Annotated in this window: 14 protein-coding genes and 1 pseudogene; 8 read left to right on the plus strand and 7 right to left on the minus strand. The window is 43.6% G+C overall.

Features of this window, described 5'->3' with window-relative positions; all coding sequences use genetic code 11:
- Window positions 1-135: pseudogene (locus QVO88_RS03085) on the minus strand (citrate synthase); the annotation flags it as partial.
- Between the two features lie 212 nt (window positions 136-347).
- On the opposite strand from QVO88_RS03085, the gene spoIID reads away from it, so the two are divergent.
- Complete coding sequence (gene spoIID / locus QVO88_RS03090; RefSeq protein WP_022287066.1) at window positions 348-1,334, plus strand: stage II sporulation protein D; 987 nt, start codon at window positions 348-350, stop codon at window positions 1,332-1,334.
- Here the strand turns inward: spoIID and QVO88_RS03095 are convergent.
- The 4 genes from QVO88_RS03095 to QVO88_RS03110 form a co-directional block, all read right to left on the minus strand.
- A complete protein-coding gene (locus tag QVO88_RS03095; protein WP_022287067.1) occupies window positions 1,309-1,638 on the minus strand; it encodes a cupin domain-containing protein in 330 nt (109 codons plus the stop codon). The genes spoIID and QVO88_RS03095 overlap by 26 nt on opposite strands.
- A gap of 124 nt (window positions 1,639-1,762) precedes the next feature.
- The gene (locus QVO88_RS03100; RefSeq protein WP_022287068.1) at window positions 1,763-3,025 is read right to left on the minus strand and encodes an NPXTG-anchored protein; all 1,263 of its coding nucleotides are present in this window, start codon (window positions 3,023-3,025) and stop codon (window positions 1,763-1,765) included.
- 238 nt (window positions 3,026-3,263) lie between these two features.
- Complete coding sequence (locus QVO88_RS03105) at window positions 3,264-3,911, minus strand: epoxyqueuosine reductase QueH (RefSeq protein WP_022287069.1); 648 nt, start codon at window positions 3,909-3,911, stop codon at window positions 3,264-3,266.
- A gap of 144 nt (window positions 3,912-4,055) precedes the next feature.
- The gene (locus QVO88_RS03110; RefSeq protein ID WP_022287070.1) at window positions 4,056-4,460 is read right to left on the minus strand and encodes a hypothetical protein; all 405 of its coding nucleotides are present in this window, start codon (window positions 4,458-4,460) and stop codon (window positions 4,056-4,058) included.
- Between the two features lie 191 nt (window positions 4,461-4,651).
- Between QVO88_RS03110 and QVO88_RS03115 the strand changes: the two genes are divergently transcribed.
- The 6 genes from QVO88_RS03115 (at window position 4,652) to ispF (ending at window position 8,829) form a co-directional block, all read left to right on the plus strand.
- Window positions 4,652-4,876 carry a DUF3343 domain-containing protein gene (locus tag QVO88_RS03115; protein WP_022287071.1) on the plus strand — a complete coding sequence of 75 codons (225 nt, stop codon included), beginning with the start codon at window positions 4,652-4,654 and terminating at the stop codon, window positions 4,874-4,876.
- On the plus strand, window positions 4,873-6,027 hold the full coding sequence (locus QVO88_RS03120) for an aminotransferase class V-fold PLP-dependent enzyme (protein ID WP_022287072.1): 1,155 nt from the start codon (window positions 4,873-4,875) through the stop codon (window positions 6,025-6,027). Before QVO88_RS03115 ends, QVO88_RS03120 begins: the two co-directional genes overlap by 4 nt.
- 120 nt (window positions 6,028-6,147) lie before the next feature.
- Window positions 6,148-6,561, plus strand: a complete 414-nt coding sequence (locus QVO88_RS03125) for an EamA family transporter (protein WP_022287073.1) — start codon at window positions 6,148-6,150, stop codon at window positions 6,559-6,561.
- 10 nt (window positions 6,562-6,571) lie between these two features.
- Window positions 6,572-7,159 carry a GNAT family N-acetyltransferase gene (locus QVO88_RS03130; RefSeq protein ID WP_022287074.1) on the plus strand — a complete coding sequence of 196 codons (588 nt, stop codon included), beginning with the start codon at window positions 6,572-6,574 and terminating at the stop codon, window positions 7,157-7,159.
- 52 nt (window positions 7,160-7,211) lie between these two features.
- The gene (locus QVO88_RS03135) at window positions 7,212-8,324 is read left to right on the plus strand and encodes a bifunctional chorismate mutase/prephenate dehydratase (protein WP_022287075.1); all 1,113 of its coding nucleotides are present in this window, start codon (window positions 7,212-7,214) and stop codon (window positions 8,322-8,324) included.
- 31 nt (window positions 8,325-8,355) lie between these two features.
- Complete coding sequence (gene ispF, locus QVO88_RS03140; RefSeq protein ID WP_022287076.1) at window positions 8,356-8,829, plus strand: 2-C-methyl-D-erythritol 2,4-cyclodiphosphate synthase; 474 nt, start codon at window positions 8,356-8,358, stop codon at window positions 8,827-8,829.
- Between the two features lie 50 nt (window positions 8,830-8,879).
- Here ispF and QVO88_RS03145 read toward each other — a convergent pair whose 3' ends face one another.
- Window positions 8,880-11,120 (minus strand): N-acetylmuramoyl-L-alanine amidase family protein, encoded by a 2,241-nt coding sequence (locus QVO88_RS03145; RefSeq protein ID WP_022287077.1) that lies wholly within the window; start codon window positions 11,118-11,120, stop codon window positions 8,880-8,882.
- A gap of 492 nt (window positions 11,121-11,612) precedes the next feature.
- Between QVO88_RS03145 and QVO88_RS03150 the strand changes: the two genes are divergently transcribed.
- Window positions 11,613-11,765 carry a hypothetical protein gene (locus QVO88_RS03150; RefSeq protein WP_171028836.1) on the plus strand — a complete coding sequence of 51 codons (153 nt, stop codon included), beginning with the start codon at window positions 11,613-11,615 and terminating at the stop codon, window positions 11,763-11,765.
- Window positions 11,766-11,986: 221 nt separating this feature from the next.
- Here QVO88_RS03150 and QVO88_RS03155 read toward each other — a convergent pair whose 3' ends face one another.
- The gene (locus tag QVO88_RS03155) at window positions 11,987-13,630 is read right to left on the minus strand and encodes a fibronectin type III domain-containing protein (RefSeq protein ID WP_022287079.1); all 1,644 of its coding nucleotides are present in this window, start codon (window positions 13,628-13,630) and stop codon (window positions 11,987-11,989) included.
- Window positions 13,631-13,680 lie beyond the last annotated feature (50 nt).

A 13,680-nucleotide genomic window follows, 5' to 3' on the forward strand; every position in this document is an offset into this window, starting at 1 on the left:
CCCTGCCATAACGCCAGTGCCGTCAGAGTTTCTAAGTCCTCTTTTTACCACATATCTGTCATAAAGCTTAGGGTCAATAGTATTGTTTGCTATAAACTGTTCGCATAAAAGCGACCTTGCTGCATTATTTATCATTGAATAGATCATCTCACTTTCAAGTATATTATAAATATAAGTTATATTATACACCTTTTTCAGATTTTTGTCAAGTATTAAGATAACCTGTCAAATCAAAACCGCATATCTCCGCCATTTAAAAATTTGCAGTACAAAAATTTGCCCTGTATGAATATTTGCTCCACTGCATGAATATAATATAGTACCCCAAAAAAGAAAGGACAAACCATATGAAAGACATGATACAGATAATGGCAGTATTTGCTGTTATCCTTACAATAATACCGACCATAGTATTTCTTCGCCCAAACGAGTCCGCATTGAAACCTGCATTTTCAGAAAAAGAAAAAATAGCCGTATATTTCACCGAAAGCGGCAAGACCGAAAACTTCACCCTTGAAGAATATATGATAGGCTCAGTGCTTGCACAAATGCCTGCGGACTTTGACGAAGAAGCCCTGAAAGCGCAAGCCGTCCTCGCCCATACCTACATATGCCACCGACAGCTCTCCGAAGCCCAGTCGCCTACTCCCGCCTTAAAAGGCGCACTCATCAGCGATGACAGCACCCTCTACCAAAGCTTTTTTACCCTGAAAGCCGCCAAAGAATATTACGGCAGCGACTATGAAAAAGCCTACAAAAAAGTTAGATCTGCCGTCAATGCCGTCAAGGACGATATCCTCACCTATAAAGGCGAACCGATAATCGTCGCCTTTCACGCTGCTTCAAACGGTCATACCCAATCCGCCAAAAACGCATGGGGAGAGGATATCCCATATCTTCTGTCAGTAGACAGCTCCGCTGACAAAGACCTTGTCACCACAGAATGTACCCAGACACTCACCGCCAAGGAATTTCAAGACAAGCTTCTTGACCGCTTCCCCAATATTAATTTCACTCCCCTCGCCAATGCTGATAGTTGGCTCAAAACAAAAACAGACGGCATAGGCTATGTAACGAACCTGACCGTCTGTGGCTATGATATCCAGCCCAACACATTCTGCGATATCCTAGATATCTCCTCGCCATGTTTCGAGTTCACCTTTGCCAATACAAAATTCACTTTCACCTCTCACGGCTTCGGACACCTCGTAGGAATGAGCCAGTATGGTGCAAACGCCATGGCAGAAAAAGGCTCAGACTACAAAGCCATTTTGACCCACTATTTCACAGATACAAAGCTGCAAAAATCTACTGAGCTGGCACAACTGCAATAAACACAAGGTCTCTGTCGCCGTCATTGATAAAGCTATGCTCATGACCCTCGGGGCAGTAATGGAAATCTCCTGCCGACAGTCTTTCCTCACCGCCGTCATAAAGCATTTTGCCACTGCCCTCAAGAACATATATCATCTCGCAGTTGCCCTCATGTCTGTGCAGACCGATAGAAGCCCCCGGCACGAGCCTGCCTTTCATCATCTTGTTCTTTCCGTCAGAATAAGCCCTGCTTGCAAAGCTTTTCTCGCCGCCCTTGAAATTCGGTGCAAGGCTCTCTTTAATATCATCAAAAACTATACGCATAAAAAACACCTCCGCAGTTTATAAATCAATTATACCACTACCTCGATAAAAAAGCAATAAAAAAAGACCCGTCCCGAAAGACAGGTCTTTAATTATTCTAAGTAAGAATTATCTGAATTACAGATTACTTTCTCTTCTTAGTAGCAACTACAGCAGCACCAGCAAGTGCAACACCTACAGCAGCAAGAGCAGCAGCGCCTGTGCTTGGGTTTGTGTTAGATGCGTTGTTAGCAGCCTTAGAAGATGTAGCAGCAGAGTTAGTCTTAGAATCTACAGAATCTGTGTGAACATCATTTGAATCGTCAGAATCTGTTGAATCTGTAGAATCAGCTGTTGACTCAGAAGGATCTGTTGGCTCAGCCTCACTCTTGTTGAGAACTACAACCTTCTTAACAGCCATCTTAACAGCAGGATCTTCGCCGTCTGTACCAGCGAGGTCTGTAGCAATGTCAAAGAACATATTATTTGCGTCCATTTCAAGAGCTGCAGGGAACTTAACGATAAATGTGTATGTGCCGTCAGCGTTTACTGTAACAGCAGGGTTGTTATCAGAAGCTTCCCAATAACCAATACCGTTCTCAATACCATTTGTGAAGCATGGATAAGCTGTGAAAGCGTCAGTTACATTTGAGATATCAACTGTAACAGCAATAGCGTCAGCACCTGCAAATACGCTCCAATCATCAACAAGGTTGAAATCAGCCTTGTGTGCATCGTCACACCATGGGTGCTTAATGTTGATTCTTACCTTATTACCGTCAGATGTAGACTTACCCTCACCGTTAAGTGTAACCTCAGTCTGCTTCTTGTATTCGCTAAGGTCAACAGTGTTTCCGCCCTGTTCCTTGTCAGACTCTACAACAAGGAGAGGATTGCCGTCCTTGTCAAGAAGTGTGAAAGCATTGAATGTGAAGTCCTCTGTAGTCCAGTTCTGGAGCCATACCTGAGCATATGTATCTGTATCAGCAAATACAGGATCTGTTCCCTTCAGAACAAAATCATAAGAACCGTCAGCAGCCTTAACGCCTGTTACGTCCTTAGCACCCTCCTGGAATGACCACTCTTTTGAAGCCCAACCAGTTGACTCAGAGTTGTAACCAAGTCCACCGCCTATCCAGTCTCCAGCCTCGATCTTTGCAGCTGAGTCTGCACCAACTGTTACATTAACATCAATACCGCAAACATCTGAAAGCTTAACGTTTGTTCCTGTAAGAACACCTGTCTTTGTAACAACACCGTCATCGTCCTTCTCATCAATGAGAGAAACAGTACCTCCAGTGAGGTCTGCCTTAACAGTAGCTGTTTCATCAGCAAATGCTGCGAGTGACATCATTGATGCAGCAAGAGCAGCAGCTGACATACCAGCGAGAATCTTAGAGATTTTCATTTGTTTTTCCTCCATCTTTGTTAATAATTTTTAGATACATATTGAGCGATATCTCCTCAACATACATCTTGCCTATATTATAACACACATTTACAAGTATTTCAATAAACGTTTTTCACAAATTAACCACATATCTTTAGCCATTTTTCACAAATTTGCATATTATTTTTGCTATATATAGCCAAATATGTTATCATAATATGTACAAGCATTCTATGCAATGTTAATATTTTTATATTTATTCAGATTTTGTTGTAATCGTATCCAGCCTTTCACGCTCTCTTTTTGAGAAGATACAGCCGCAGTAATCCTGCCTGTAAAGCCCGTATTCTGCTGAAAGCTGAACGGAACGCTTGTAGCCCTCACGCTTCTTGAAATCCGCAGGAAGTGCCTTTACATCATATATCTCCCCAAGCTCCTCCGATATCTCGTTGAGCTTCTGAGCATTCTTGTATGGTGAAATAGACAGCGTTGTGGTAAAATAATCCATACCAAGTTCCTTAGCAAGCTGAGCCGTCCGTTCAAGCCTGAGCCTGTAACATCGAAAGCATCTCTCCCCACCCTCAGGGATATCCTCAAAGCCCTTAACAGCCTGAAAAAACTCACCCTCGTCATACCCACGCTCCACGAACGCAACAGGATTTTTCATAGGCATTTGTGCAATAAGCCTTTGAAGCTCCGCCACACGCTTATCGTATTCCTCACGGGGATAAATGTTCGGATTGTAGTAAAAAACAGTTATCTTAAAATACTGCGACAGATATTCAAGCACATAAGAAGAACACGGCGCACAACAGCTATGCAAAAGCAAAGTCGGCACTTCGCCCTTTTCCTCGTGTTTTTTTATAATGCCCTCCAGCTTTTTCTGATAATTTACTTTCTGCATTCCTGCCGCTCCCTTTTCGCAAAAAAATCGTACCTGACACACTTCCGTAGGGGCTGGCGTCCTCGACCGCCCATTGTCTTTGCACCCCTACAGTATCATACTATATTATATAGTATAGCACATTTTCACAAATTCCGCAACAGGTCAGATCTTTACCTTGAACTTATTTGCACAGTTAGGGCATTTCACAGTATGTTCACCCTTTACCTTTGGAAGCCTTAACGTCTTTTTGCATACACCGCACTTTATATAAACATGGGTCTTTCTGTCAGCGAACTTTCTCTTCCAGAATGAAAATTTCCTGCCGATTCCCCCGAAAGCCCTCTCAAACTTCATGTTCTCCTCGTATCGCTTCTGGCAGTTTCTCGACATCGCCCTCACCACCGCCAGCACCAGCACAGCGTATACCATAAGCTGTAAAATAAGTGACCTTACAAACAAGTTTGCCGCACTAAGCACCACAGCCACACCGCAAATGCCGTAAAAAAGCTTGTCTATACCATATCTGCCCTGAAAAAATCTCGCTACCTTATACATAAATCCGTTCATAAGCTTTTACCTCTTTTCTTTTTATATTATAAATAGTACACCCGAAATTTAAACTGACTATTAACTTTTATCAAATTTCACCTACCTTTCACAAAACTTTCAACGTTCACCCTCAAACAGTGAACGGCATATACTGAAGTGTATTCGTAAAAGCGTATACGGACAAGTACAGCATAAAGGAGCAACAAAAAATGAAAAAGAGTCTTATAGCCATGACTTCCATAACCTATGCAATGAAAGCAAAAAACTTGCTGAACAGTTTAAAATACTACTGCGAAATACAGCGCACCCCGAAGGACCTTGGCACAGGCTGCGGCTACTCCATAGCCGTCACCGCACCCCCGGAAGAAATAACCGCCATACTTGAAAAAGAGCGCATACCATTCAGAAACGTGATATTCGAGCAAAAGAGGTGAGAAAAATAAACACCCGAAGCATAATAAACTTTGATAACTCCGCCACCACCTACCCCAAGCCCCCTGCCGTAGCAAAAGCCGTTGCTCAGGCAGTAGAACGCTATGGTGGCAACCCGGGCAGAAGCGGTCACAAGCTTTCCATGCGAGTGTCCGAAAAGATATTCACCGTCAGACAGCAGGCGGCAGAAATGTTTGGAGCACAGACCGAGAACGTGGCTTTCACCGCCAACTGTACCCATGCTCTTAACATGGCGATAAAAGGTGTCATGCAGTACGGTGGTCATATGATAATCTCAGACCACGAGCATAACGCAGTAGCAAGACCCGTCTATGCCCTTTCAAAAACAAGAGGCGTGAAATATTCTATTGCCCGAACAGGGAAAACAGACAGCGAAACAGCAGAAAACTTCCGCCGCCTTATAACCCCCGAAACTAAGTGTATCTGCTGTACAGTGGCTTCAAACGTCACAGGCAGGCTCATGCCATACCGTGAATTAGCCGCCCTCTGCAAAGCCCACGGCATATGCTTTATAGCCGACGGCGCACAAGCCTGCGGGCTTTTGGAGCTTTCTCTCTCAGACGGCTTCAACTTTCTCTGCACCGCAGGTCACAAAGCCCTCTATGGCCCAACAGGCACAGGACTGCTCATCTCCGACGGCGAATATTCTCTGTCCACCATAATCGAAGGCGGCACAGGTGCGACCTCCGCCCTGCTTGAACAGACCCCTTTTCTCCCCGAAAAGCTTGAAAGCGGCACCATTAACACAGTGGGCATAATCGGTCTTGGCGAGGGACTAACTTTCGTCCGCCAAAAGACCCCTGCCGTAATAAAAGCCCACGAAGAAAAACTCTGCAAACAGCTCTACGAACAACTTTCAGACATAGACAAAATAAAGTTCTATGAAGCAGACCAAAAGAAAGTCCCCATACTTTCATTTAACATCGGTGATATCCCTTCCGCTGAGATCGCCTCCTATCTCAGCGAAAAAGGCTTCGCCCTCCGTGGCGGACTTCAGTGTGCCGCCGTCACCCATACCACCCTCGGCACAATAGAGCAAGGCACAGTGCGTTTCTCACCCTCTGCATTCAGTACCCCTCAGCAGGTAACAGCACTTTCACGAACAATAAAAATATTTGCCGCAAATAACTAAGCATAAGTGGCAGGTCTGATGTAAAATATCACGTCCTGCCGCTCATTCTATTGCAAAAAGCACCTTTAGGTGCTATAATAAGGCATGAGCAAACAATTTTTCACGAAAGAAAGTGGTATTATGTGGTTCGTGTTTGCGCTTCTCTCCGCTGTTTTCGCAGCGCTCACCTCTGTCCTTGCAAAGGTCGGCATTGAAGGAGTAAACTCAAATCTTGCCACCGCTCTGCGTACCTGCGTTGTGCTTGCTATGGCATGGCTCATGGTGTTCATCACCCACACACAAAGCGGCATAGGCTCTATAGGCAGAAAAAGCTGGGTATTTCTTATCCTTTCAGGACTTGCAACAGGTGCTTCGTGGCTATGCTATTATAAGGCTATCCAAATGGGCAGCGTTTCAAAGGTCGCCCCCATAGACAAGCTCAGCGTTGTCATCACCCTTATCCTTGCAGTGTTATTTCTCCATGAAGACTTCACAGTAAGATCAGCCATAGGTGCGGTGCTTATCACTGCAGGCACAGTATTAATGGTACTATAAGGAGAACGCCATGATAATAAGAACCGTTACCGAGAAGGACGCTCACGAGCTTCTTGAAATATACCGTCCCTACGTTGAAGACACCGCCATAACATTCGAGTATGACGTCCCCTCAGTGGAGGAGTTTTCCGACCGTATCCGCCGCATATCCGCAAATTATCCCTACATAGCCGCAGTAGAAAACGGCAAAATAGCAGGCTACGCCTATGCAGGCGTTTTCAAAAACAGAGCCGCCTATGATTGGTCGGTTGAAGTCACAGTTTATGTAAAAAAAGGGCTTCACCACAAAGGCATAGGTGCAAAACTCTACTCCGCCCTTGAAAAGCTCCTTGCGGCACAGCATATAACAAACCTCTATGCCTGCGTCGCCTATCCCGAAAAAGAAGACGAGTATCTCACCTTTGACAGCGTAAAGTTCCATGAAAAAATGGGCTATGCCATAGTGGGTACGTTCCATAGATGTGCCTTTAAGTTCAACAAGTGCTATCATATGGTTTGGCTCGAAAAAATACTCACCCAGACCGATACCACCCCTCTGCCCGTTATCCCGTTTTCCAAACTCGATAAAGCCTTAATTAACAAAATAGTTCTTGAATAAAGGCAGAAAATATGGTAAAATAATATCATTCTGTCTGTTAAGGAGCGTAAAAATGGATCTTCAGGAATTAAGGAATGAAATAAACGATATAGACAGCCAGCTGCAGGAGCTTTTCAATAAGCGTATGCAGATAAGCTTCAAGGTGGCTGAGTATAAGATAGCAAACAATATGCCTGTTTTTCAGAGCAAGCGTGAAAACGAGATACTTGACCATGTAACAGAAAGCTCACCAAAGGGTTTGGAAAGTGCGTCAAGAGTGTTCTTCCAAAACATCATGGATATTTCAAAGTGCCGTCAGTACCAGGAGTTTTTTGCAGACTCAGATAAGATAGAGTACAAAAAGTTGGACTTGACAGGTCATAAAAAAGTCGCTGTACCGGGTACCACAGGCTCATATTCACATATAGCCTGCAAGCAGATATTCAGCGACTTTGAGCCAATGTTCTTTGAAGATTTTGAGGACGTTTTTTCATCAGTTGAAAACGGCTCAGCGGATTTCGGCATACTTCCCATAGCAAATTCCACCGCAGGCTCAGTTGGTCAGACCTACGAGCTTATGAAAAAGCATGACTTCAAGATATGCGCAGCAACTAAGGTAAAGATCTCCCACTGCCTTGCCGTAAAAAAAGGCACACGCTTTGAGGATATCAAAATAGTCTATTCCCACGAGCAGGCACTCAGCCAGTGTTCTGAGTTTCTTTCTCAGAACGGGCTTAAAAGCCATAAATACGCAAATACTGCCCTTGCGGCGTGCTACATAAAAGAAAGCAATGAACCGTATGCCGCTATCTGCTCAGAAGCCTGCGCACAGCAGAACGATCTTGAGATACTCAGGCATAATATAGCCAACGCCGCCGAGAATTACACAAAATTTATTCTCATTTCAAAGGAGACTCTCTGCTCGGAAAATGCTGACATCGTGTCAGTGTCCTTGGCATTGCCACATACCTCATCTGCACTTTACAGACTTCTCACCAAATTCTCCGTGGCAGGCCTTAACCTTTCCATGATAGAGAGCCGCCCTATCGCAAACACCGATTTTGACGTTGTTTTCTATCTCGATTTTGAGGGAGCAATAACCTCTCCGGACGTGGCAAAGCTCATGAGCGAGCTTAATTCAGAGCTTTCATATTTCAAATTTTTAGGCAACTACGAGGAAATATAACAGTACGATTTTTAGGACAGGAGGAACAAAAATGCGTATAGGACACGGCTATGACGTCCACAGACTGACCGAGGGCAGAAAGCTCATTCTCGGCGGCGTGGATATACCATATGAAAAAGGACTTTTAGGACATTCCGATGCAGACGTCCTTGCCCACGCCATAATGGATTCCATACTTGGTGCATTGGCACTGGGAGATATCGGTAAGCTTTTCCCTGATAACGACCCCGACTATGAGGGTGCAGACAGTATGAAGCTCATGGAAAAAGTCATAAGCGTTATGACCGAAAAAGGCTGGAAAATAGGCAATATAGACTCCACCATCTGCGCACAGAAGCCGAAGCTTGCCACCTATATCACCTCCATGCGGGAGCGTATAGCAGAAGCCTGCGGCTGCGATATTTCACAAATATCAGTTAAAGCCACCACCGAAGAAAAACTAGGCTTCACAGGCGAGGAACTAGGCATATCCGCCACAGCGGTCTGCCTGATTGAAAAAATTTGATACAAAACCAAAAGGACTGCTGTCTTAAACCACAGCAGTCCTTTTTATTGCTATTTTGCCTTATGCGCAACTCCGTCATTGTCAATGTTATATCCGTCAACAGTAGTGTTTATGAGCATCATGCCATAATCATTGAAATAATATCGCTTTCCGCCTATCTTCTTCCAACCTGTCACAACAGTGCCGTTCTTGTTGTTGTAAAACTTCTGTCCACGCCAGCTTACCCAGCCGGACTTTAGATATCCGTCCTCACCGAAGTTGTAATACTTGTCGTCAATGTACACAGGACCTCTCAACGCAACACCATTCTGCAGGAAATATTTCTTTCCTGCAATAGTCGTCCATTCATTCTGCAAAACATGATCGCTGTCAAAATAAAACTCCGTTCCGTCTATTTCTCTCCAGCCTGAAACTGCCTTGCCATCGCCGTCAAAATAATAGGTCTTGTCACCGGCTGTTACCCACTTGTCTTTCTGAGCACCGTTCTTGTCAATGTAGTAAAGCCCTGAATCATCACTGAACAGCCCCTTTGAAAGCTTGCCGTCATTGTCAAAATGATACAGCTTGTCTTCAATAGTGTGCCAACCTGTAAGTGCAGCCTCGTCCTCACCAATGTAGTAAATTTTTCCCTTTGAAGTAACAAACTCCGACTTAGCCCAAGAGCCGTCCTCTTTCTTGAACTTCCATTCAGCGTCTATCTTAACGATCCCGTCTGCAAGCACGCCCTCGTTTGAGAAGGTGTATTTCTTGTCCCCGTCCTCCTCAAATTCGCCAACAGCCGCCGCACCTGTCAGACCAAAATAATATCTCTTTCCGTCAATGGTCTTCCAGCCCGTAGCCTTCTTGCCGGTTTCCTCATCAAAATAGAAGTAATAGCCGTTTATTTTATGAAATCCAGTGCAAAGAGTGTGATCAGAGTAGAAATAATACTGATAGAACACCGCCCCGCCGAACTTTTCATAAACCTTTCTGTCATAAGCATTGAATGTCTTTTCGCCGAACTTGTCTGCAAGCTCCTCAAGCTTTTGGGTCTCTTTTTCGTCAGGCTTCTCGTCCTTTTTGTAATCGTCCTTCTCAAACTTCACAAGCTTTGAAACATTGGATTTGAACTCTTTTATTTTCTTTTTCTCATCATCAGTGTACTGATCCGTATTCGTCCAACCTGTTGCCGCCACATGGGTCGTTTTGTCAAAATAGTAAGTATCTTCGTCAATATCCTCCCAGCCGTCAGCCACAACACCGCCTCTGCCGAAGTAATAAACATTTCCGCCTATCTCGTTCCAGCCGGAGAGGAGGCGATTTTTCTTATCAAAGTAATAATACTTGTCCTTGATCTTGGTAAAGCCCTTGCCTGCCGAGCCGTCGCCCTTGAAATAATACTTCTCAGGCGGTTCTTCATACCAGCCCTTAGTCATTTTACCGTCATCAGCAAAATGATATCTGTTCTTGTCAATTGTTATCCAGCCCTTGACCATTTCACAGCTATCATTGAAATAATAGCTCTCACCGTCTATCTCCGCAAAGCCCTGAGCGCAAGCCCCTGTAGCTTCATCAGAATAATAATACTTCTTTTCAAGCTCCATCCAGCCCTTGTGAACAGCACCGCTCTCAGAAAAATAATACTTTTTTCCGTCAATGTCCTGCCAACCTGTGGCCATGTGACCGTCGTCATCATCAAAATAGTATATCTTGCCCTCTATCTCAACAAAGCCCTTGGCCATCTCACCGCTCTTGAGAAAATAATACTGAACATTGTTTATCTTTGCCCAGCCTGTCACACGCTTGCCACTCTCGTCATAGTAATAACCGCCGTCGCTGTCAAAACCCGTGTCAGGGAAGCCGTGATCGTCAAAGTAGTATTCACCGCCGTTTATCTCGCAAAGGCCCGTCCTGAAAATGCCAGACTCCTCAGAGAAATAGTATTCCTCTCCCTTTATTTTCATTTTTCCACGCTGAACAACGCCGTCCTTGACATAGTAAGTGTCCCCACGATACTTGTGCCAGCCGTCAGCCATAGCGTTGCCATTGTCGTCAAAAAGATAGCAGGTGTTGTCTATTATCTGATAGCCAAGCGCCTTTTTTCCCGTCTCCTTGACAATATAATAAGTCGAGCCGTCATGGGTGTGCCAGCCCGAAGCATAATAAGCGCCGTAGTATAAATATCCCCCAAAGCCTGCTCCCATAACGATAGTGCAAGCTGCAGCCGCAGCGATCATTTTTTTCTTATCGCTTTTCAGCACCTCATTATATCTGTTGCAAAAATCATTGCCCTCATTGCTGTTTATACTCATAAAGATCCTTCCTGAATTTACACAGTTCTAGTTAGTACAATTATATCACAACAAAATAATAATTTCAATACCGCCGCCCCAATTTTCACACCCCTCACACATAAAAAGCTGCACAGTCCAAATAACTGTACAGCTCATAAAACAAATACCCAAGATAAAAGGGCTGTCGAGGACTCCAGCCCCTACAATTTCTAATGACCGCAATTTATCTGTAGTGGCAAGCAACGTTCGCCCGTCCACCCCCACAACATCTCAGCTATACCACGACCCCCACGCCCAAAGCTTTCTCGCCCTCTCCCTTTGTCTATTCTGACAGATAAATTACTCATTTCTTACATCGGCTATTTCAACTTCCGTGTTGATAAATGTAAACTTTTTTAGAAAATATGATATAATATAGTATAGCAATAAATAAAAAAAGGGGTGTAAAACTTGATCGATCTTGATGATTTTTGGTATATAGTCAGGTCGCAACATTATACCAAAAGAGAAATGGAAATAATATATGGCAATTTGGAATACGTTCCGCCAAAGCAAATAGATAAACTTTGGGATAAGGCTGTAGACAAATGGGGCGATTGGCAAGCTGCACAGCACATAGCTAAAAAATATGATGATGACGGATATCTTCGCAAGAAGGAATAGCATAAACAAAAATAAGCTGCTACAGAAAAAATCTGTGGCAGCTTATTCTATTTAGAATAGTCCTAATTTTAACCTATCAATATCAGCTCCTGATATCTGTTTGTACGAATCCATAAGATTTTGAATCATATTTAATGACGAGCGGTTCGAAGGATCAGTTACATAGTGTATTGTCGGCGAAAACTTATTATAAGAAAAAATGGCTTTGGTTTATAAGCATATTACTTCTTCGTTGTCACACTCTTAACAGCCGACCATTCTCCATAATATTTAGTACCCTTTACAAGCGTATAGGAACGTACCTTAACATAGTATTTCTTATTTGCCGAAAGCTTTGAGATCGTCATTTTGTCGGTCTTGTTGTTTGCAACATCAAGCTTCTTTGCGCCTGTAAACTTAGAGTTTGTGGCGTACTGCACCTCATAACCTGTTGCAGAGCCTTTCTGCGCCCAATCAATAAAGAAAGCCTTTGACTTCGCTGTGAGCTTCTGTATCTTCTGCTTGGCAGGGTTTATCTTGAATGTCTTGCTGACAGTTCCGCCGTATTGTCCTTTGCCTGTTATCTTTACTGTGGCTGTTCCTACCTTTTTGTTGTTTGAATATGAAACTGTGTAATCTGTGCCGCTTTTAAGCGTCTTGCCGTTGTATTTTACCTTTACGCTCTGCGTGATATTCTTTCCCGTGTATGTCTTTGTAGAAATACCTGAGATAGCTGACTTTGTAATGTCATACTTTGCGGCGGTAACATTTTTGCTGTCTGACCATGCTCCATAGTATACATTTTCGCCAACGTTTGTGTAGGAACGTACACGAACATAATATTTATTTCCTGCTGTCAGACCGCTTATGGTGAGAGTATCAGGCTTGTTTGCGGTAAGCTTTTTAACCGTGCTGTCCTTAAAATCAGCATTTGAGCTATATTCTATCTCATATCCTGTTGCAGAGCCTTTCTGCGCCCAGTCTATGAAAAAGCCTTTGAAGCGTGTTTCAAGCTTCTGTATCTGCTGTTTTGCAGGCAGTATATCAAAGCTTGACTTTATCTCGCCGAAATATGAACCTGTTCCTGTTATGGTGACTTCAACAGTGCCTACCTTTGTGTTTGCAGAATAAGAAACAGTATAGTCAGTACCCTCATCAAGGACGACATTGCCATTTTTGATAACTATATTTTGCGTAACAGGCTTACCTGTGTACTCTTTGTCCTTAATACCTGAAATGGCAAGCTCGTCAATTTTTACCTGATATGTGTCATATGTGATACCATTTTCTTTTGCATACTTTTCAGCGGCGCTATCCTTAGAGCAGGTCATTGAGAAGTTTTTATTAAGTGTAAGTTCTGAGCCGAAAGTATAACCAAAAGCCTCAGTGCCTATTTTCTTTACGCTTACAGGGATGTATACCTTGGAAAGTGAAGTGCAGTTTTCAAAGGCATAATCGCCTATTTCTTCAACACCGTTGCCAAACATCACGCTTTCAAGGGCTGTGCAGCCATAAAAGCTCTCATCGTCGATATATTTTACTGTATCAGGAATGACTACGGTTTTAATGGTCTTGTTGTTCTTAAAAGCACCAGTTATGGCACCCAAAGGGTGAGAGCTTGTAGGTTTACCCGACCAACCGCTTATGCCTGTAACAGTATAGCCGTTGACCTCAGCAGGGATAACGACGTTTTCATCTGTGCCGTTATACTCTACTATCTCGGCTGTTTTATCAGCTTTTATGATATACACAAAGTCGCCATATGTTGCATAGTCTATGCTTGCAGACGTCGAGATATCATCGGCATAAGCTGATATTGGAGCAGCCACGCCTGTGAATGTCATTGTTATTGCCGCTAGTCCGGCGAGATAGTTTGTTGTTTTCATATTATTAACTCCTTTTCACAATATTTGTCTTTTATATATTAATTATTCTA

The sequence above is a fragment of the Ruminococcus sp. CAG:57 genome (genome assembly GCF_000435935.1).
Taxonomy (GTDB): Bacteria; Bacillota; Clostridia; order Oscillospirales; family Ruminococcaceae; genus Hominimerdicola; species Hominimerdicola aceti.